This window comes from Clostridium manihotivorum, from assembly GCF_004015185.1.
Classification (GTDB): domain Bacteria; phylum Bacillota; class Clostridia; order Clostridiales; family Clostridiaceae; genus Clostridium_AR; species Clostridium_AR manihotivorum.
Genome location: NZ_CP025746.1, coordinates 3,597,351 through 3,617,255 on the forward strand (window position 1 = coordinate 3,597,351; position 19,905 = coordinate 3,617,255).

General features: G+C 31.7%; 13 protein-coding genes. 2 read left to right on the forward strand and 11 right to left on the reverse strand.

The window, feature by feature from the left end; translation table 11 throughout:
* Positions 1-123: 123 nt before the first annotated feature.
* From C1I91_RS16300 to xylA, 9 genes are all read right to left on the reverse strand, one after another.
* Entirely contained in the window at positions 124-2,178 is a 2,055-nt protein-coding gene (locus C1I91_RS16300) for a beta-glucosidase family protein (RefSeq protein WP_128213807.1), read from the reverse strand.
* Between the two features lie 518 nt (positions 2,179-2,696).
* The gene (locus tag C1I91_RS16305; protein WP_128213808.1) at positions 2,697-4,421 is read right to left on the reverse strand and encodes an extracellular solute-binding protein; all 1,725 of its coding nucleotides are present in this window, start codon (positions 4,419-4,421) and stop codon (positions 2,697-2,699) included.
* A 123-nt stretch (positions 4,422-4,544) separates the two neighbouring features.
* Entirely contained in the window at positions 4,545-5,447 is a 903-nt protein-coding gene (locus C1I91_RS16310; RefSeq protein WP_128213809.1) for a carbohydrate ABC transporter permease, read from the reverse strand.
* A gap of 123 nt (positions 5,448-5,570) precedes the next feature.
* On the reverse strand, positions 5,571-6,521 hold the full coding sequence (locus tag C1I91_RS16315) for an ABC transporter permease (protein ID WP_128213810.1): 951 nt from the start codon (positions 6,519-6,521) through the stop codon (positions 5,571-5,573).
* A 616-nt stretch (positions 6,522-7,137) separates the two neighbouring features.
* Positions 7,138-8,781 carry a response regulator gene (locus C1I91_RS16320; protein WP_128213811.1) on the reverse strand — a complete coding sequence of 548 codons (1,644 nt, stop codon included), beginning with the start codon at positions 8,779-8,781 and terminating at the stop codon, positions 7,138-7,140.
* A gap of 36 nt (positions 8,782-8,817) precedes the next feature.
* Complete coding sequence (locus C1I91_RS16325) at positions 8,818-10,617, reverse strand: sensor histidine kinase (protein ID WP_238475804.1); 1,800 nt, start codon at positions 10,615-10,617, stop codon at positions 8,818-8,820.
* On the reverse strand, positions 10,604-11,305 hold the full coding sequence (locus C1I91_RS16330; RefSeq protein ID WP_164880561.1) for a YesL family protein: 702 nt from the start codon (positions 11,303-11,305) through the stop codon (positions 10,604-10,606). Before C1I91_RS16330 ends, C1I91_RS16325 begins: the two co-directional genes overlap by 14 nt.
* An 11-nt stretch (positions 11,306-11,316) precedes the next feature.
* Positions 11,317-12,510 (reverse strand): ROK family transcriptional regulator, encoded by a 1,194-nt coding sequence (locus C1I91_RS16335; protein ID WP_128213813.1) that lies wholly within the window; start codon positions 12,508-12,510, stop codon positions 11,317-11,319.
* 387 nt (positions 12,511-12,897) lie between these two features.
* Complete coding sequence (gene xylA, locus C1I91_RS16340; RefSeq protein ID WP_128213814.1) at positions 12,898-14,220, reverse strand: xylose isomerase; 1,323 nt, start codon at positions 14,218-14,220, stop codon at positions 12,898-12,900.
* A 439-nt stretch (positions 14,221-14,659) separates the two neighbouring features.
* On the opposite strand from xylA, the gene C1I91_RS16345 reads away from it, so the two are divergent.
* Both C1I91_RS16345 and C1I91_RS16350 read left to right on the forward strand, forming a co-directional pair.
* A complete protein-coding gene (locus C1I91_RS16345; protein WP_128213815.1) occupies positions 14,660-17,011 on the forward strand; it encodes a WD40/YVTN/BNR-like repeat-containing protein in 2,352 nt (783 codons plus the stop codon).
* Between the two features lie 327 nt (positions 17,012-17,338).
* The gene (locus tag C1I91_RS16350; protein ID WP_128213816.1) at positions 17,339-18,217 is read left to right on the forward strand and encodes a CehA/McbA family metallohydrolase domain-containing protein; all 879 of its coding nucleotides are present in this window, start codon (positions 17,339-17,341) and stop codon (positions 18,215-18,217) included.
* A gap of 134 nt (positions 18,218-18,351) precedes the next feature.
* On the opposite strand, the gene C1I91_RS16355 is transcribed toward C1I91_RS16350, so the two are convergent.
* Together C1I91_RS16355 and idi are read right to left on the reverse strand one after the other, a co-directional pair.
* Positions 18,352-18,552 (reverse strand): cold-shock protein, encoded by a 201-nt coding sequence (locus C1I91_RS16355; protein WP_128213817.1) that lies wholly within the window; start codon positions 18,550-18,552, stop codon positions 18,352-18,354.
* Positions 18,553-18,978: 426 nt separating this feature from the next.
* Positions 18,979-19,506, reverse strand: coding sequence for an isopentenyl-diphosphate Delta-isomerase (idi, locus tag C1I91_RS16360; RefSeq protein ID WP_205694222.1), 528 nt, complete (start codon positions 19,504-19,506; stop codon positions 18,979-18,981).
* Positions 19,507-19,905: the final 399 nt, after the last annotated feature.

The window sequence follows — 19,905 nt, forward strand, 5'->3', positions numbered from 1 at the left end:
TCGGAAAGTGCTATTAACATAGACGAATATTATTGTCTACATAGTAAAAAGCATACTCAAAGACATAACACTTGTCTTTGAGTATGCCTCTATAGCAAATCACATTCTTTATTTACAGAAATACTAGATACTGAAGGTTTCTTCTAATCTTAAATCTCTTGATGAACTTCCTACAAGAACTTTAAAATCTCCTTCTTCATAGGTCCATCTACTTTCTTTATCATTATAAAAAGCCAATGAACTTTCATCTAAAGTTATTTCTACATTTTTACATTGGCCTGCTTCTAAGAAGATTTTATCAAAGCCTTTTAGCTCCTTTTCTGGTCTTATGAAAGATGAAACTAAATCAGAAACATAAACTTGAGCTATTTCAGAACCGGCTAATTTTCCTGAATTAGTAACATTAAAACTTACCTTAACTTCTATTTGATTACCCTTAATAACATTTACCTTAAGGTCACTATATTTAAACTTTGTATAGGATAAGCCATGACCGAAGCAGAATCTAGGTTCAACATCTTTTGAGTCAAAGTATCTATAACCTACAAATATGCTTTCCTTATACTGAACAGACTCTTCACCTGGAAACTCTCCTATGCAATGAGCAGGAGAATCACTAAGCTTCTTTGGAAAAGTTACAGGTAATTTTCCTGAAGGATTTATGTCTCCAAAGATAGCTTCTGCAACAGCATATCCACCTTCCATACCTGCATAGAAGGAGTGAACTAAAACTTTTGCATCATCAATCCACGGCTCAAACTCTACTGGAGATCCGCTTATATTTACAATTATTGCATTTGGATTAACCTTTAAGATTTCTTTTACTAGATCATCCTGACCATAAGGAAGCTTCATATCAGTTCTATCTCTTCCCTCAAGATCATAATTATGATCTAAGCCTATTACAACAATGGTCTCATCACAATTTTTTGCAAGTTCAATGGCTTCTTTAATAAGTTCAGGGCTTAAGCTTTCATCATTAGAGTATCCTTTTGCATACTTAACCTTTGTGTTACCACCTAGTCTCATGCTTAACCCTGTGAGTGGTGTGTATTCATATAAAGCTTTTATTTGAGCACTATCACCACCAGTAGAGTGCTTTGCATCCGCATTTTCTCCTATTACCGCTAGAGTTTTAATACTTGAATCTTTAAGAGGAAGCAAGTTTTCTTCATTCTTTAATAGTACAATCGCTTCTCTTGCAATCTCTAAAGCTGTTTCTCTGTGAGCAGAGGTGTTATAACAGCCTCTATACCTTTGTTCTGAAAAAATATTTAATTTGAACATTAAACCTAATATTCTCTCAACCTTTTCATCAATTACTTTTTCTTCAATGTCACCATTTCTTACTTTTTCAAGCAAAGGATTAGCTAAATAATATTCATCAAAATTGCTAGTTACATTCATTTCGATGTCTATTCCATATTTGGCTGCCTTTTCAGTATCATGGACGGCCCCCCAATCAGATATTACAACACCGTCATAGCCCCAGCCTTTTCTCAATATGTCATTAAGAAGGTAATCACTTTCAGAGCAAAACTCACCTCTTAATTTGTTATAGGCACTCATTATAGTATAAGAATTTCCTTCTTCTACTGCAGACTTAAACCCTGGAAGATATATTTCATGCAAAGCTCTATCATCCATCTCCACATTGATTTTCAATCTTTCAAACTCTTGGTTGTTAGCTGCAAAGTGTTTTACGCAAGCTGCAGTATCCTTAGTCTGAACCCCTTTTATAAAAGGTACTACCATTTTTGAAATCAAATATGGATCTTCGCTCATATATTCAAAATTTCTTCCGCAAAGAGGAGTTCTTATTATATTGATTCCTGGCCCTAAAATAACATCCTTAGCTCTGCCCCTGGCCTCAGCTCCAATAGCCATTCCAAATTCATAAGCTTTGTCAATATTCCAAGAAGCAGCTAGAGCCATATTTGATGGAAAGTAAGTACTGTAATCATAGGTATTACCTATATCTTCCCATTTATCATTCTCATAGTCTTTTCTAACTCCCATAGGGCCATCTGACATAACTAGTGGCGGTATCCCAAGCCTTTCAATACCCTCTGTCCTAAAGAGTCCGTTACCATGGATCATGGATACCTTTTCTTCCAAAGTCATTTCTGAAATCATTTCTTTTATTCTCTGCTTTGTAGCTTGATTTATCTCCTTCATCCTTATATCCCCCATAGAACAATTTTGTAATTGATTTTTACTGCTCTGTTAACGTCTTTAATTACGATTTTTTTGAAATCATATCTGTAAGAGAAGTATATATATATATATATTCTCTAATTAACCAAAACTTATCACTAAATTTCACATTGATATACTTCCATGATCAAAGTTATTTTTAACAACTTAACTTTCAAACTAAAATAGCACTAAACCTTAAAAATTCCTACAATTCATGTAAATGTTTTCCTAGTTTCATTATAAATTATTAGTAACATTTAAGTATATAATAAAAATCAACTATTATCTTAAAAAACAACTTAGTTTTTTGCACAAATTCTTCTATGAACTTATGTTAAGAAATTGTTGCAGGAGCTATAATCCTATTTTTTACTGTTTACCATAAATAGCTGTTCTAATTGCTAGAAACTACTAGGTTTAACTAACAAAAAATTTTATATGTTTCTATTAATACTAAAAAAGAGTCTGATATATTATCAGACTCTCTTCTTTATAAACTACTTTAAAGTTTTTCTTGCAGCGAATATTCTTTCTGCTTGTTTTATATCAAACTTAACAACATCGTCATAACCTAAGCCCTTAGACTTGTCTATCATATCTTTTTGAAGTGCTTCATATTCTGCGTCACTCTTAGCAAATATCATCTTCCAAGAATCTTGCTTTATAACTGTAGCAATTTGACCTAATTTTTGTTGAGTAGCTGTATCCATAGCATCACTACTAACATTAGTTACTGGATTTACAACAATTTTATTATTTTTAATAAAGTAATCTTTATCATTGTTAGCATTCATAGCTGCTCTCCAGTTTTTGTCAAGAGTTGATACATTGTCATTAATTGTAGAAGACCATAATTGCCAGTTGTAAGGTTCTTTAGTTTCAGGATTTATAGAGTTTGCATTTACTGTTACGAAGTTAAGAGCATTTAAACCATCTTTATATGCTCCACCACCATACTGATCAGGAATAACATCAGAGCTTGTAGAAGGAACAGCTTTTTTACCGAAGTCAGTTAATACTGGCTTTCCATCCTTTATGTCCCAAGTTAAGCCTTTAGGTCCATTTGTGCTAGTCATAATGCCTTCTGGTGAGTATAACCAATCGATAAACTTCATTATTTTTTCTGGATTCTTAGCTTTAGAACCTATAGCTATTACTTGGCTAGCACCATAGTTAGCAAAGCCATTTGAATAATCCGTTTCATCTCCGAATGGCACAAGCTTAAAGCCTTGTCCTTTATTTACTCTTTCTTGAGTATTATATCCAGTGCTGTAGAATGGGAACCATGAGAATAATACTTGACCATCCTTCATCTTGTTAGAAGCATCATCATACTTTTGAGATATTGAGTCTGGATCTACTAAGCCCATCTTATTTGCATTGTAATAAAGCTTTAAAGATCTTAAGTAGTAACCATTTGGATCTAATATGTCTTGATACTTTTCTTCATTACCATGAACTAATAAGAATCCTAGTTCATCATATCCGTGCATACAAGCAAACTGCTTTGCTATCATCATCATATTTCCATCCCAATCACTCCACATAGAGAATGCATAGGTTGGTTTTCCTGAATCACTCTTAGGAGCTGCTTCTTGCATCTTTTTAAGCACTGGTAGGTAGTCTTCCATTGTATTTATTGTTGGCTTACCTAATTTCTCATACAAGTCCCAACGTAAATGAGGTCCATAAGCCAATTCAGTTCCGTCAGCAGAAGTTGTAGCTGGCATTGTAGAAACTGAGGCTCCAAGTCCATATACAGCTTTTCCATCACCGAAATTTGTCTTATTTTTTTCAATTGCTTTTTGGTATTCTTTTATATGTGTTCCATACTTATCTAACAAACCATCTTTATTCCAGTCTAATAATAAACCAGCTTTTATTGCATCTCTATATTTTTGATCATCAGCACCAAAAACTACTATGTCTCCTAAGTTACCTGAAGCCATCATTGTAGCAAATTTACTGTCTCCACCTTGAAGGTTTGAAGAAATAATATTCATATCTAACCCAAATTTATCTTTTACAACCTTCCCAAACCATCCACTTTGCTCACCAGCAAAGTTTGCACTCATAGAGAAAACATCAATTTTTTCTGAATCACTCTTACTTGCATCTTTTTTTGTATCACTTGAACAGCCAACCATACCAAAAGACATAGTTGTAATTGCGGTAGCTAAAGCTACTGCTTTTCCAATAGTTTTGCTTAAACCTCTTTTCATTACTAATCCCCCTTGTTTTTATATATATTTTTTAACACCCAACTAACCACTAAATTTGTTCATAGAACCTATACAGTGACTATTATAAACTATTTTAGTAATCACCGGATGATTAAAAGCACTTTAACCCTTTACGGCTCCTATCATAACACCCTTAACAAAATACCTTTGGAAGTAAGGATATACAAATAAGATTGGAAGCACTACAATCATTGAAACTGTCATTCTTATAGACGTAGCAGTCTGCATGTTTGCTAAGTTTGCCACTGCAATACCACTTTGGCTATTCTTAATTAATGCAGCTAAGGAATTTGCTTCATTTATATATTTATACAGAACAAATTGTAAAGTAAATAACTTTTGATCAGTCACTAAGAACAATGTGTCCGTAAATGAATTCCACTGACCTACTGCTGAAAAAATTGTGATCGTTGCCAAAATTGGTTTTATTAGAGGCATTATTATCTTTGCAAAGATAGTAAGAACTCCTGCACCGTCAATTTCAGCAGCTTCTTGAAGAGATTCTGGTATACTTTCAACGAAGGTCTTTACCAATATTATATTGAATGGAGATATTATACTTGGAAGTATATATGCTAAAAAGTTATTGGTTAATTTTAAATTCATCATGGTAATGTACCATGGCATTATACCTGCATTAAAGTACATGGTTATTATTACAAATCTATACCAAAACTTTCTTCCCCACATCTCCTTTTTAGTGAATATAAATCCTAAAAATCCAGAAGCAATTACAGTCAAACTTGTTCCAATTACTGTTCTTGCTAAACTTATGAATGCGGCTTGACCTAAGCCTTTTAGTTTTAATACATCTAAATAATTAGTAAAATGAATACCTTTAGGTATAAAATTTACAAGACCTTTAGCACTCAAGCTATTATCGCTAATAGTGTTAATAAATAAGTAGTAAAATGGGAATACACACAATATAGTAAACAATATAAAGAACGAATAAATTACTATGTTAAATATCTTATCAGATACATTACCTTTTTTCTTTTTCATAGTTATACCACACTCTCCTTATCCTATCTTTTAATGTAATCTTAACTGAAGGTAATACTATTAAATTGACTTCTTCCACTTAAAATGCTGTAAAATCCTGCTTTGTTATAAGTACATCTAGTATTAAATGATTGATTCACCTCTAAATAACTTAGACATACCATTTGCTACAAAAAGTAAGAATACACTTATTAAGGACTTTAACATACTGATGGCAGTTGAGAATGAGAAGTTCGCGCCTGTCATACCTATGTTATATACATAAAGATCTAAAACTTCTATATGTTCTTTGTTTATGGCATTTTGGAATACAAAGTATTGATCCATACCATTGTTTATGAAGTTTGCTATAGATAATAACAACAATACAAAGTATGTTGGCATTATTCCTGGTACAGTTATGTTCCATATCAATTTAAATCTTCCGCAACCATCTACCTTTGCTGCATCATACAATTCTTGATCTATACCTGTGATGGCAGCTAGATACATTATTGCACCCCATCCTAAACCTTTCCAAATGCTCCAAAGTGTCATACTCATCCAAGTGTGATTATCTGATGCTAAGAAATTAATCGGAGTCTTTATTATATGAAGATTCATAAGAACGTGATTTATAAGTCCGTTATCAACTGAGAACAAAGTGAAGGCTACTGAATAAACCATAACCCAGCTTATAAAGTTAGGTATTGTTGTTAGAACTTGTACACCTTTCTTGAATCTTTCTCTTTTGATCTCAGAAAGCAAAATTGCAAATATTACTGGAAATACCGATGTTAATATATTTATAGAACTAATTGCAATTGTATTTTTCATAACTCTTAGAACTTCTTTTGTCTGTACTGGATTTGCAAAAATAGATTTGAACCATCTAAGTCCTACAAACTCTGACTTTGCCAAAGGTATTCCTGGCCTATAGTCATAAAAGGAATATATCCACCCATGAAGTGGTAAATAAGAAAACAAAAAAGTTAAAACCAAGAATGGCAACGCCATTAAGAACAGTTTATACTTATTTTTAAATGAAACATTTTTTTTAGTAGTTGTTTTTTTAGCTTTGTTAACCGTAATCATTTTTATCCCCTCACATTAGTAATTTATTTAGTTTTTTTACTTCCACTAACTCTTAATTTTGTTATTACATATACCGTCTTACTAATAGTTAATTTTTGTATCTAGGGATGATAACTTATTGAAATCTCGCTAGAAAAGGATTACATTTACATGAATTAGTTTTTTTTGTTTAGTGTCTATATTTATATCTTAGTCCCCATTACATATACTGTAAATATAAAAAAACAACACTAGTTTTGATAATCAACACAGTTTAAAAAGTTTTTTATATTTTTTCGTTATAGAATATTATAAGTTTAAACTTACTTTTTAGTTATTTATGACAAAAATAATTACAGCAAAACCAGTATTTTTCCATGTAAACATTTTAACTTATTACTTATCGATTATCAAAAAACAACTTTCTTTATAATCAATTTATGTTAGTAGGCTTATTTCACTCAAATTACAAGTAATATCTTACAATTACACAAATAATATCATACCGTTAAATTGCTACTATTTGATACATCTTTTGATAGTTTTGATTTAATATAAGATTATATAAAAAAAGTAGTATTAAAATAATAGATTATTTTAATACTACTTTCTATAGACTTACATTCAGCCTGTTATATTACCCTCTTAAAACCATTTCATGAAATTCGCCTGGAGCTATACCAAAGGTGTTTTTAAACACCATACAGAAATAAGAAGTATTGGGAATACCAACTTCTTGAGCTACATTTGAAACCTTTTTATTAGATTTACTTAAAAGTAATTTAGCCTTTTCCATCCTATATTCACAAAGGTATACGTTAAAGGTTTTTCCAGTAAACTTCTTGAATATATTTCCTAAATAGTTAGGTGATAAATAGACTTCTGCAGCTATGGTTTTCAAACTTATGCATTCCATGTACCTTTTATCAATTAACTTAATGACCTTTTTAACAATTAACTCATCCTTACTGCCTCTTCTCTCATTTAAGAAAGCTAGCACGCTCTCAAAGAAACCATGAAAATACTCTTCTATAGCCTTCATATTCCTTAAATTCATAAAAGAACGTAAACTATCATTATAGTCTTCCATAAACTCCTCTGTTCTCTTATTGATGTTGTATACAAAAAGAGAAACCTCATTAATTATGTTATATAGATAATTATTTAAAAAATCTCTATCATTGCACTTAAATTGATTTAGATATTCAAACATATCTTTCAAAAGTCCTTTAACCTTTTCCTCTTCAGAAGCACTTAAGGCACTTACTAAGTTCTTAGAAAAATAGTTTCCCTTGATTACAAAATCACATAATTTCTGCTCAAACTGCTTTACGTGATTCTCTACGCCTTCATAATAAGTTAATCCTGTTATAGACCAAAATTCACCAAACTTAATAGCTTCACAGGCTGACTTATAGGATTGTGAGATGTTCTCTATCCCTTCAACCTTTGAACCTATTCCTATCTGTAAGCTTATATTATAGTCTCTTTTTATTCTTTGCAGATACTTATTTGAAATGAAATATAGTAGAGTATCAAAGTCATCTTCATCATTTAGTGCTATGCCAACCACCAACTGCTTTTTTATCTGATCTTTAAACAAAAAAGTTTTATCAAAATTAAAATATTTTGAATCCTTAAAATCCTCAATATTTTCTTTAACAATACCTAGCAATTCATCCATATATATTAAAGTACCTGCTTCTTCTACATACTGCTTTATAACCATGATTATAATCTTATCATCATTTATTAAATTAATATGGAAATACTTAAGATACTCATATAACTTATCTTCATCAGCACTTCCCTCAAGGAGATCATTAATAAACTTTATCCTTGCAACACTATAACTTTCTTCAATCTGTAGCCTGTTCTTGCTTTCTTCAACAGACTTCTCATAATCCTTTACACATTCACTTGTAGCTCCTCTAATTGCTTCTATCATTTCAGCTTCGTCTACAGGTTTAAGCAGATAAGAATAGGCTCTAAAGTTAATAGCTTCTTTAGCAAATTTAAAATCATTATAGCCAGACAAAATTATTATTTTTACATTTGGCAAGAATTCTTTTATTCTTCTAGACATTTCAAGGCCTTCTATTCCAGACATTTTAATATCAGTAATTATTATATCTGGTCTAATTTTTTTTGCAGACTCAATACCTTCAATTCCATCACAAGCAGTCTCTACCACATCTATACCGAAGCTGCTCCAGTCTAAGAAATCAAGTAATCCCTCTCTCTCAAGTCTTTCGTCTTCTACTATTAACATTCTCAACATACAATTCCCCCCATAAGTGATTGTAATACATTAAAGTTATAACAATATCCTAACTTCAGTTCCTATTCCTTCCCTACTATAAATAGTAAATGCATCTTTATTTCCAGAATAGGTCTCTAATCTTTGTATTATATTTTTCACAGCATACCCACTGCCTTTTTCACTTTCTGGATTTCCACTTAACACCTTTGATAGTATCTCCTTACTCATACCAACTCCATCATCTATTATCTTAATACAGATCTTATCTTCCAAAGCTTCTATCTTTATAACAATTGTCCCATGACCGCTCTTTGGCTCAATTCCGTGACTTAGTGCATTTTCTACTATTGGTTGAATAATATTCTTAATCATTTTTTTACACAATAAATCTTCTTCCACTTTGTAAACCACATCAAATTTATCTTCGAATCTTATCTTCTGTATAAGAAAATAAGCCTTTACCATTTCAATCTCTTCTTCAACTGTAATTTGTCTATTTCCTTTACTTAAAACTAATCTATAAAACCTAGCTAAGGAATTTGATATATTCTCAATTTGAGAAGATTTTACCTTTCTAGCTGCCCATGATATAGTAGCAAGAGTGTTGTATAAAAAATGTGGATTTATTTGTGCTTCTAAAGCCTTTAATTCAGCGTCCTTCTCCATCAATTCTATTTTGTAAACAGTCTCTACTAAATCATGAATTCTACTAGTCATATGGTTAAAACTAACTCCAAGCTCTCCGAATTCATCAGTTGATTTTACATTTACAGAAACATTAAGATTTCCATCTCTTACTTGTTTCATTGCTTTTACCATGGTCTTTACTCTAGTAAGTAACACTGTAGTTGTGAAAAATATTACTATACCAAAAAGTAAAGATGAGAATAAAAGAACAAAAACTATGTTCCTAAAGGAAATTTTTATTTCGTTATTAAAATTGTTTGAAGGAAAAACCCCCAGCAGATTGCAATCTATTTCATTTATTGGTATTGATATAAATATGAATTTTCTATGATTTAGCTCTTCTACTTTATTTATTTTTGAGGTAGGATGAAATCCAACAAAGGTACTATCACTAACTTTTTTATTAAACAATTGTGGAATATTGTCTGATACAATTCGACTATTATTATCGGCCACAAAAATTTCTCCAAGCTTTGTAACAATAGGATCTCTCAGCATACTAAACAGAACGCTTTCTTTAACTTCTATCTCTAAATATCCTGTCTCTCTAAAGGTACTATTGGATACTATCTTTTTAGCATAAGTTAATACTTTCTCTCCAGTGCCAAAAGTATCTTTTAATGCTCTTGCTTTGGCTTCATGAGTTGAAATCCAACCATCTATTTGTGGTTTATTTTCTAATGACTGCTTAAACTTCACGGGTTCATTCAAGCTATTGACACTGTAGTAGCTATCAGACATTTCAGTAACTATATTGTGTGACATATATATTTTTATAGAATTTATATACCTATTTTGCTTTAATATATTTTCAACAATTGGAGAAATGCTAAATTGATAATCCATAATCTGATCCACTGGACTAGAATAGCTATAATCCAAGAAGTTTTGAATTTTGTTATCTAAAGCTAATATTTCAGCAGCAGTTTCTACTGAACTTCTTTTCTGTAATATGCTTTCTTTAGTCTGGAGTAAATTTTGCTCCATCACCAGCTGCCCCTGCTTAACTGTAGAGTTAGTAGTTTGTCCATACATATATATTCCAAAGAATAATATCTGCATGAGCAAAATTAAAAAATAAACTAAAGCGAATTTAAATCTCACACTTAAATTATTGAAATAGCTAATTATACTTTTTACCATTCCATTTATTTTAGGCCTCTTCATTTGTAGCGTTTGTCTCCAATCTAGCTTCAATCTCTATTAAAGTATCTTTTTGGAAGTACATAATCCCATAGCATAGAATACTCGCAAAGAATAAAAGCAAAACTGATCCACCTCTTATGGAGATTGTCCATAATACATATAAAATTGCCATTCCTGATAAAGCTATATGAATTCTTCTAAATAAGTAGTATATAGATAATCTTATAATTTGCATTCTTTTTAAATAGAACCTTGAAACTATTGGTAAAACATAAAAATTCATCATAGCTAAAAAGACACATATTATAATTAGCATAATCATTTGTAATATTCCACTTGAAGAAATGGTTGCCAAATATATTCTATCTACATATAAAACTGTAACAATAAGCACCTCTATTAGTCCAAAAATAATTGAGTCGAAAAAGTTCGTCCTATAAGCTTTAAAATAATCTTTAGTTATACTTATATCCTTCTCACGTATAAGCTTACCCATGGAACTAAAAAGAGCTGTTAAGGCTGGACACATTGGAAGCACAGTAATTATCAGCAGAATGGTTTTATCACCGCTTTCTATATTGATTACCCCTAATAAAACCAAAAGCATTGGTATATTCATAAGCCAAAAATAGAAGTTGCCAACCAAAAAATACCATATATGATTAGTAACAGTAAATAATGGACCTTCCCCAAATTCTTTCTTTTTCATAATAACCTCCATTACAATATTCTTTCATTAATAAAAAATAATTTTTCAATTGGTAAGATTGATGCTCCAATTATTGATGAGTTTTCTTTAAATCTTGATGTGATTATCTTCAAATCCTCTTCACAGAAAAAGTTGTTATTTTGAAAAATTCTATTTTTTAAAGGCTCTATAAGATATTTATCATACTCACTTATATCTCCTCCTAAGACAATGTAATGTGGATCCATGATTAGTATTATGTTATGTATACCAATGGCTAAGTAATCAAGGTATTTATCCCATACCTTCATAGCATTTTTATCCACAGTATCAATTAGTTTAAAAAACTCTTCAAAACTCTTTACTTTATTTTTACTTATTACATTGTATTCCTCTAAGATAACTTCTGATGAGGTGTATACCTCCCAACACCCTTTTTTACCACAGGTGCAAACTCTTCCATCCTTCTCTACTGTCATATGTCCGAATTCACCGGCTCTCTTATTCTTACCTTTGTAAAGGTAGCCGCTAACTACAATACCTGTACCTACACCTTCCCTAATAGATATGTATACTAAATTACGCATGTCCTTTGCTATTCCAAGCCTTAACTCAGCTAAGGCTGCTGAGTTAGCTTCATTCTCAACATAAACCTTCATATTTAATTTTTCTTCTATATAATGAAAATCCAAATTTTTTACATACAAATTAGGAGCTAGTTCTAAGAACAACTTCTCTTCATTAACTGTACCAGGAAGAGAAAAACCAACTCCAAGTATACTGCTATCCTTTATGTTTCTCTTTAGACTTATAACTTTTATTATCTTGCATATCTCATCAAATATATTGGTTATATTGTTTTCATTTAGCTTAAAAGCACCATTAAATCTTATAACTTCATCTTCGAGTATATTTGCATCAAGATTTGTTAAAATAATCCTAATGTATTTTGAATTTATCTCAACGCCGAAGGAATATTTAGAATTGGGATTAAAGGTTATAATGATAGGTTTTCTACCACCACTAGATTGTCCAACACCACTTTCTTCAACTAATCCTTCTTCTATAAGTTCATTAGTTATATTTATAACTGTAGGTATACTAAGACCAGTTTCTTTTGCAATTTCTTGCTTCGTAAGCTCCCTTTTGTTAAATAGTAAATTTATTATAAGTTTTATATTGGAACTTCTGATTGTATCCTTGTCTACATTATTAACTTTAATCATTGCTACATCATTCCTTTGTATATTAGTGTAAGTGTTTCCTCAATTATACCAAATATAACGTTTTCATTTCAACCGTTTCCATTATTTTATAGATTTATAATAATATAATTAAAAAATATTAAATAAAATATGTTGTTTTATAAAACAAACCACTTCATCACTCACACATTTTCAAATTTACCTCTCAGGTTCCTATGCCCATTTTGAAAACAGTTATATGAGTTGAAGTGTTACATCTTTAGGAATCCAACTTCACCTATTAAGTTTTCGTAAAGGATACCTATATTATAGAGTTCCTAACTCAACTACTAATTTATACATGCCCGAAAATCTCAAGAAGCCGAGATTTTCGAACAAGTCTAAATTAAGTTTCGGTATAGGAACTCTTTACTTATCTTCAAATATATATTGATTTACTATTGATTCTAGCATTTCTTGTCTACCGGATTTGTTAGTTATTATGCTATTTTCCAAAGCATATTTTTCTAGATCCTTAAAGCCTACTTGTCCTTCTACAATTTGCTTTCCTATTCCTTTATCAAAGCTTGAGTATCTTTCTTTTATTTTGTTTTCTAATACACCATCTTCTAATAGCTTATGAGCTACTTTTAAACCTTTAGCGAATGTATCCATACCAGCTATATAGGACAAGAATAAATCTTCAGGCTCAAAAGATGCTCTTCTTACTTTGGCATCAAAATTCAAGCCTCCAGGAGCAATACCATTATTCTTAAGTATTTCATACATTGCAAGGGTAGTATCATAAACGTTGGTTGGGAACTGATCCGTATCCCATCCCAAGTTTGGATCTCCTTGGTTTGCATCAACACTTCCCAATACATTATTAATTCTAGCTACATGCAACTCATGTTGAAAAGTATGACCAGCCAAAGTAGCATGATTTGCTTCTATGTTTATCTTAAAATAACTCTCTAGATTATATTTTCTTAAGAAAGCTAGTACTGTTGCTGTATCAAAATCATATTGATGTTTTGTTGGTTCCTTAGGTTTAGGTTCTATTAAGAATTGTCCAGTAAACCCTATCTCTTTTGCATAATCTACAGCCATTTGAAGTAGTCTTGCAAAATTGTCTAGTTCCAACTCCATATCTGTGTTTAGTAAGGTTTCATAACCTTCTCTTCCACCCCAGAATACATAGTTTTCTCCGCCTAGTTCTTTAGTTACTTCTATAGCCTTCTTTATTTGAGCTGCAGTATAGGCGAAAACATCTGCATTGCATGAAGTTCCTGCACCATGAACATATCTTGGATTTGAGAAACAGTTAGCTGTACCCCATAATAACTTTTTATTGTACTTGGCCATTAACTCCTTGCAATAAGCAACGATTTTATCTAAGTTCTCGTTTGTTTCTGCCAAGGTTTTTCCCTCTGGTGCAATATCTCTATCATGAAAACAAAAATACTCAATATTAAGCTTATCCATAAGTTCAAAAGCTGCTTCCATTCTAACCTTTGCAAGCTCCATAGAATCGTTTACATCATCCCAAGGTCTAAGCATAGTTCCAACACCAAAAGGATCAGTTCCATTTGCAGTTAGCGTATGCCAATAAGACAATGCAAATCTTAAATGTTCTTTCATTTTCTTTGTACCTACAACCTCATCTGGATTATAGTATTTAAACGAATATGGATTCTTTGAAGCTGGACCTTCATAAGCTATTTTTGAAACCTTTGAAAAATATTCTCTCATTGCTTTAACCTCTCATTCCCTTATATTAAAAACGAATCATAGAATTTCTTGACTTATATTTTATAATGTCTTGTCCGTCTTTGAATAAAGTATAGCACCATAAAAAAACTTTTTCAAGGTCTTTTATAAAGTTGTTAATAAAGTTTTTTTATCTGTATAGAGCACCAATAATATATGTAATCTGTAAACTTTACACTTATTAAATTAACATTATAAACTAAGTTTAGTAATTCTATTGTAGTAATTTGGAATTAATTCAGTGTTTTTTGGTTGTTTTTAACAAATTTTCAAGTTTAACTTTGCTTTTTTTATATGATATCATGAACTCAACATATATCGTTTACATTATCCGCGGAATGTATCTAAATTTTATATGTTATCCCCTTAAAAGAATTTATTAGACAAGCTACCTATTTTTAATTATTTGAGGAGGTTAATGATGAATAAAAGGCTCATTGGTATTATAGCTACTCTGACCATATGCTCTACCGTTACTGCTGGTTTAACCTTAAGATCTTCAATCCAAGCTAAAGCAACCACTGCTTCCTACACCTGGAATAATGTAAAAACTGGTGCTGGTGGAGGATTCATACCTGGGATAATCTTCAATCAGAAACAAAAGGACCTTATATATACACGTACTGATATGGGAGGTGCTTATCGTTGGAACTCTGCAACTAGTTCCTGGACTCCCCTCCTCGACTGGATAGGTTTTGACGATTGGAATCTTACCGGCTGTGAAAGCTTAGCCACAGATTCTGTTGACCCAAATAGAGTATATATAGCTGCTGGCACTTATACAAATGACTGGGCTGGTAACGGTGCAATTCTTAGATCTACAGATAAGGGTAACACATGGCAAAAAACTGATCTTCCCTTTAAGATTGGTGGAAACATGCCAGGTCGCTCCATGGGTGAAAGACTTACAATAGATCCAAACAATAATAAAGTGTTATACCTTGGAACTCATAATGGAAATGGACTTTGGAGAAGTACAGACTACGGTGTTACTTGGTCAAAGGTTACAAGCTTTACCGCTACAGGGAATTATATAGATCCTAACTTTAATGACTCTATAGGCATAGTTTGGGTTACTTTTGATCCTTCTACTGGCAGTGCAGGCAATACTACTCAAACCATATATGTTGGTGTTGCCGATACAAATCAAAGCATATATAAGAGTACTGATGGTGGAGCAACCTGGCAGCCAATAGCTAATCAACCTACTAAGACAAATCAGACAATCTGGAAGGACTCAAAAGGTAACTCTACAGGTTATTTGCCACATCATGGTGTTATCTCTAACGGTAATCTTTATATAACTTATAGTGATACCTGTGGACCTTATGATGGAGATAAGGGAGATGTTTGGAAGTACAACACTAAGACTGGTACATGGACTAACATTAGTCCCGTTTCACCAAGTAGTTCAGATGACTACTTTGGATATGGTGGGCTAGCTGTAGATGCAGAACATCCTGATACAATCATGGTTACTACTCTAAACTCATGGTGGCCTGATGCTCAGATCTATAGAAGCACAAATGGTGGTACCACCTGGAGTCCAATATGGTCTTGGAACGGCTATCCTAATAGAGATTTAAAATACACTCAAGATATATCTTCCGCTCCATGGCTTGATTGGGGTGTAACAAAGAGCATGCCAGAAACTTCTCCTAAACTTGGCTGGATGACTGGAACTATAGCTATCGACCCATTTAACTCAGATAGAATGATGTATGGTACTGGTGCAACTATTTACGGAAGCGATAACTTGACAAATTGGGATAAGGGCTCGAAGATAAATATCTCTGTAAAAGCTTCAGGAATAGAAGAAGCTTCTGTAAACACCATAATAAGTCCGCCTTCTGGTGCAAATCTTCTAAGTGGCATGGGAGACATCAGTGGCTTTAAGCATGATGATTTAACTAAAGCTCCTAGCAAGATGTTGCTAAATCCAAGCTTTAATACTACAAGCATGGACTTTGCAGAAAAGACACCAAACTTCATTGTCCGTACAGGAAATGTTAGTGATGACGATTATAAAAATGGTATGAAGAGTATTTCCTTCTCTTATGATGGCGGAAGCAATTGGTTTACAGCTCAGAATATGACTGGTATTACTTCTAATGCTGGTGGAACTGTTGCTGCTGCTGCAGATGCTAGTGCCGTTGTATGGAGTGCTGGAGGTAGTGCTGGAAAGGTTGCATACTCTAAAGATAATGGTAATTCATGGATTGCCTCTGTAGGCGTTCCAGCTGGTGCAAAGGTTGTATCAGATCGTGTTAATCCAAAGAAATTCTATGCTTTCTCTCAAGGAAAATTTTATGTGAGCACTGATGGTGGAGCAAGCTTTAAGTTAACAGTATCTTCTGGTCTACCAACTACTGGTACAGGAAACTTTAGTACAGTAGCTGGACATGAAGGTGACATATGGTTAACTGGTGGTACTGCAAAAGAAGGCGTTTATGGCTTATGGCACTCTACAGACTCTGGTACAACCTTCCAAAAGGTGTCTAATATACAAGAAGCTGATGCAGTAGGCTTTGGTAAAGCTGCTCCAAATCAAACTTACCCAGCTATATACACTAGTGCTAAGATAAATAATGTTAGAGGATTTTATCGTTCTGATGATGGTGGTTCAACTTGGGTAAGGATTAATGATGATAAACATCAATATGGATGTACAAATATTGCTATTATTGGAGATCCAAGAATTTACGGAAGAGTTTACATTGCAACCAATGGTCGTGGTGTAGTATATGGAGATATAGCTACAACTAATCAATAAATGATAATAATTAGATAAAGTTTCCTTGCTCCTCTTTAATTAGAGGAGCTTTTTAATTTATTAGTAACCACTCATGAAGTCTAAAGCCACCACGATGTATAATAAATAATTCTTTTTTTTAGTAGAAAATTGTATTTTACAAAACCTGTTGATAAGTATGTTTAGGTGGCTTAAATTGATATATAGGAAAAGGATTTTATTTAAAATATCATGTAGTATATATGTTAAGCAATTGTTGCCTCTTAATTAAATTAGCAAGTTTTATATCTATAAGCTATATTTTTGTTATATAATATGTATGAAAAAAAACTAATTGGAGGAAACTTTATGATAATTAATCCATACTTATCAGAAGGAATTTGGCTTAAAGGAAATTTACACACTCATACATCAAATAGCAAATGTGGACATTACCCTTTACAAACAGTAATAGATATGTACAAATCTTATCAGATGAAATATGACTTTCTTTCTATCACAGACCACTGTTCACTAACTAAATTGCAAGATGCAGTTAGTGACGATATTATTTTATTCCAAGGTGTTGAATTTAAAAGTAATCACCTTCAAACCTTAGGTATAAATATGGACACTTACGAAGATGATGAAAAAAATTATGAAAATCATCAAGAATTATTTGATCAAGTATCTAATAATAACGGAATAAATATAATATGTCATCCTCATGTTTATAATGATGAATATTGGCCTTTTGAAAAGCTTATTGCTTTATCAAACTACTCAGGAATAGAGATTTATAATAATAATGTTAAGTTTGATAACAAAGGAAGAGCTGTAGCTACTGATCTATGGGATAATTTACTTTCCAGCGGTAAGAAAACATTTGGCTTTGCAAATGATGACATGCACATATTTCAAAGATGCGGTGGCGCTTTTAATATGGCACTTTGCTCAATTAAAAGTAGAGAATCTATATTAAATTCGCTTAAATCTGGAAGCTTTTATGCTTCTACAGGAATTTACATAGATTCTATTAACTCAGATGATAAAAACATTTTTATTGAACTAACTCACAAAAATATACCTGCAAAATTTTTGTTTATTGGTAATGAAGGAAAACTTCTAAAACAATGCACTGGAACTTCAGCATCTTACTCGGTTAATGGAAACGAAAATTATGTACGAATAGAAGTTAAAAGAGAAGATGGAGCTATGGCATGGACTCAGCCTTTTTGGATAGAATAGCTACTTAGCATAGCCTTAACGGTTGAACTAACATATAAATTCTTATATGTTTATAAATTTATCTTTATAAGAATATAAGAATTTATCTATAATAATTAATCCCCTTAGAAATAAATCTAAGGGGACGTTTCTTTCTACCTTACAAGTGTTATATTTTCTGCTTGTGGTCCTTTTGGTCCTTGAGCAACGTCAAAAGAAACTTTTTGGCCTTCTTCAAGAGATTTATATCCTTCAGCATTTATTTGAGAAAAGTGTGCAAAGACATCTTTTCCGTCATCTCCTGTAATAAATCCAAATCCCTTCTCTGGATTAAACCATTTTACTGTACCATTCATAATGTTGTACCTCCGAAATTTTATTTTTTAAACTCTCTGGAACATTTCACTAATAAAATTCCGATGTAACCAGTAACTTCTTATGGATGATAAAATACACTTTAATCCATCTTTCGTTTAACTTTTTACTAGGTTACGTTGATTTCTAATTAGCTTTCAGAAGAGTTCATTAGGTAAATCCTCTGTTTTTAGTTTCATATTTAAAAAGTATTAGCTATTATTAATATTAAAACTACTAGAGAAGATATTACGTTACATTGATATTATGCCTCACTTGCATAGATAATTATACATTAATTCTCAATAAATTTAACATTTTAACATATCCCTAATTTACATAATTACCAAATTAGTAATATTAAAATAAGTCTATCATTAAAAATATTGTTGAATTTATGTGCTTATGCGAGAGCAACTATAAAGTTCCTACCTTGGAAAAGTTATTTCTCTTTGCTCTACTTCTCTCATCAATACCTTGAACCAGTATGTAAAATCCTCTGGTCTATCTTTAATCCAATTTTTAAGTTCTTCTAGTTCAATCCACTTAACGTCTTCTACTTCTTCTTCATTGAACTCTTCAATATAATCTTCATACCTTGCTATAAATACATGATCAATTTCATTTTCCCATAACCCATTAGAAAAATGACATTTATATTGAAATACAAAACTTTCTTCAAGTTCTATTTTCTCAATACCTAATTCTTCAAAGATTCTTCTTTTTGCTGCTTCTATTATGCTTTCATTTTCTCTTTGATGACTACAACAAGCATTTGTCCATTCTCCAGGGGAATGATATTTCACAAGACTTCTTCTTTGTAGCAGCATTTCTTTATTAGAATTTAAAATTACCACTGAAAAGGCTCTATGTAGAATTCCTTTTTCATGAACAAGCATCTTTTCTTCATATCCTACTATTTCGTCTTTATCGTTCACTACTGCAATCTTTTCCAAAACAAAAATTTCCTCCTATTTAATTATTTTTCTATAATTTTTTTGCATCTATAATATCTCTTATATAGATATATCAGTTCAGAGTAAAATATATAATTCAAGAAAAATACCATCAATTTAGTCACTACCCAAAATACCAAAAGCTGCGATTATAACTAAGTATAAACTAGGCTCAGATAAAGTAAGTCTTTAGCCAAACTAATTTATATTTAAATATATTAAGTCGAATATATATTTATAAATTATATGTTATCATACACTTTAAAGTCAAACCTTCAAAGTTTTTTGTGTTCCTGCCTTTCCTAATACATACGTGGAAAATCTGGCAGGCAAATAAATTTTATTTTTTACTATATAACCTAATAAACTATCTTAAACCTTTTCTATTGCTAGGCTTAG

Excerpts from the sequence above, each read along its gene's own strand:
- C1I91_RS16335 (WP_128213813.1), bottom strand. The coding sequence starts at position 12,510 with ATGATTAAAGTTAATAATGTAGACAAGGATACAATCAGAAGTTCCAAT.
- C1I91_RS16320 (WP_128213811.1), bottom strand. The coding sequence starts at position 8,781 with ATGTTGAGAATGTTAATAGTAGAAGACGAAAGACTTGAGAGAGAGGGA.
- C1I91_RS16330 (WP_164880561.1), bottom strand. The coding sequence starts at position 11,305 with ATGAAAAAGAAAGAATTTGGGGAAGGTCCATTATTTACTGTTACTAAT.
- xylA (WP_128213814.1), bottom strand. The coding sequence starts at position 14,220 with ATGAGAGAATATTTTTCAAAGGTTTCAAAAATAGCTTATGAAGGTCCA.
- C1I91_RS16300 (WP_128213807.1), bottom strand. The coding sequence starts at position 2,178 with ATGAAGGAGATAAATCAAGCTACAAAGCAGAGAATAAAAGAAATGATT.
- C1I91_RS16305 (WP_128213808.1), bottom strand. The coding sequence starts at position 4,421 with ATGAAAAGAGGTTTAAGCAAAACTATTGGAAAAGCAGTAGCTTTAGCT.
- C1I91_RS16350 (WP_128213816.1), top strand. The coding sequence starts at position 17,339 with ATGATAATTAATCCATACTTATCAGAAGGAATTTGGCTTAAAGGAAAT.
- C1I91_RS16325 (WP_238475804.1), bottom strand. The coding sequence starts at position 10,617 with ATGAAGAGGCCTAAAATAAATGGAATGGTAAAAAGTATAATTAGCTAT.
- C1I91_RS16345 (WP_128213815.1), top strand. The coding sequence starts at position 14,660 with ATGAATAAAAGGCTCATTGGTATTATAGCTACTCTGACCATATGCTCT.
- C1I91_RS16315 (WP_128213810.1), bottom strand. The coding sequence starts at position 6,521 with ATGATTACGGTTAACAAAGCTAAAAAAACAACTACTAAAAAAAATGTT.
- C1I91_RS16355 (WP_128213817.1), bottom strand. The coding sequence starts at position 18,552 with ATGAATGGTACAGTAAAATGGTTTAATCCAGAGAAGGGATTTGGATTT.
- C1I91_RS16310 (WP_128213809.1), bottom strand. The coding sequence starts at position 5,447 with ATGAAAAAGAAAAAAGGTAATGTATCTGATAAGATATTTAACATAGTA.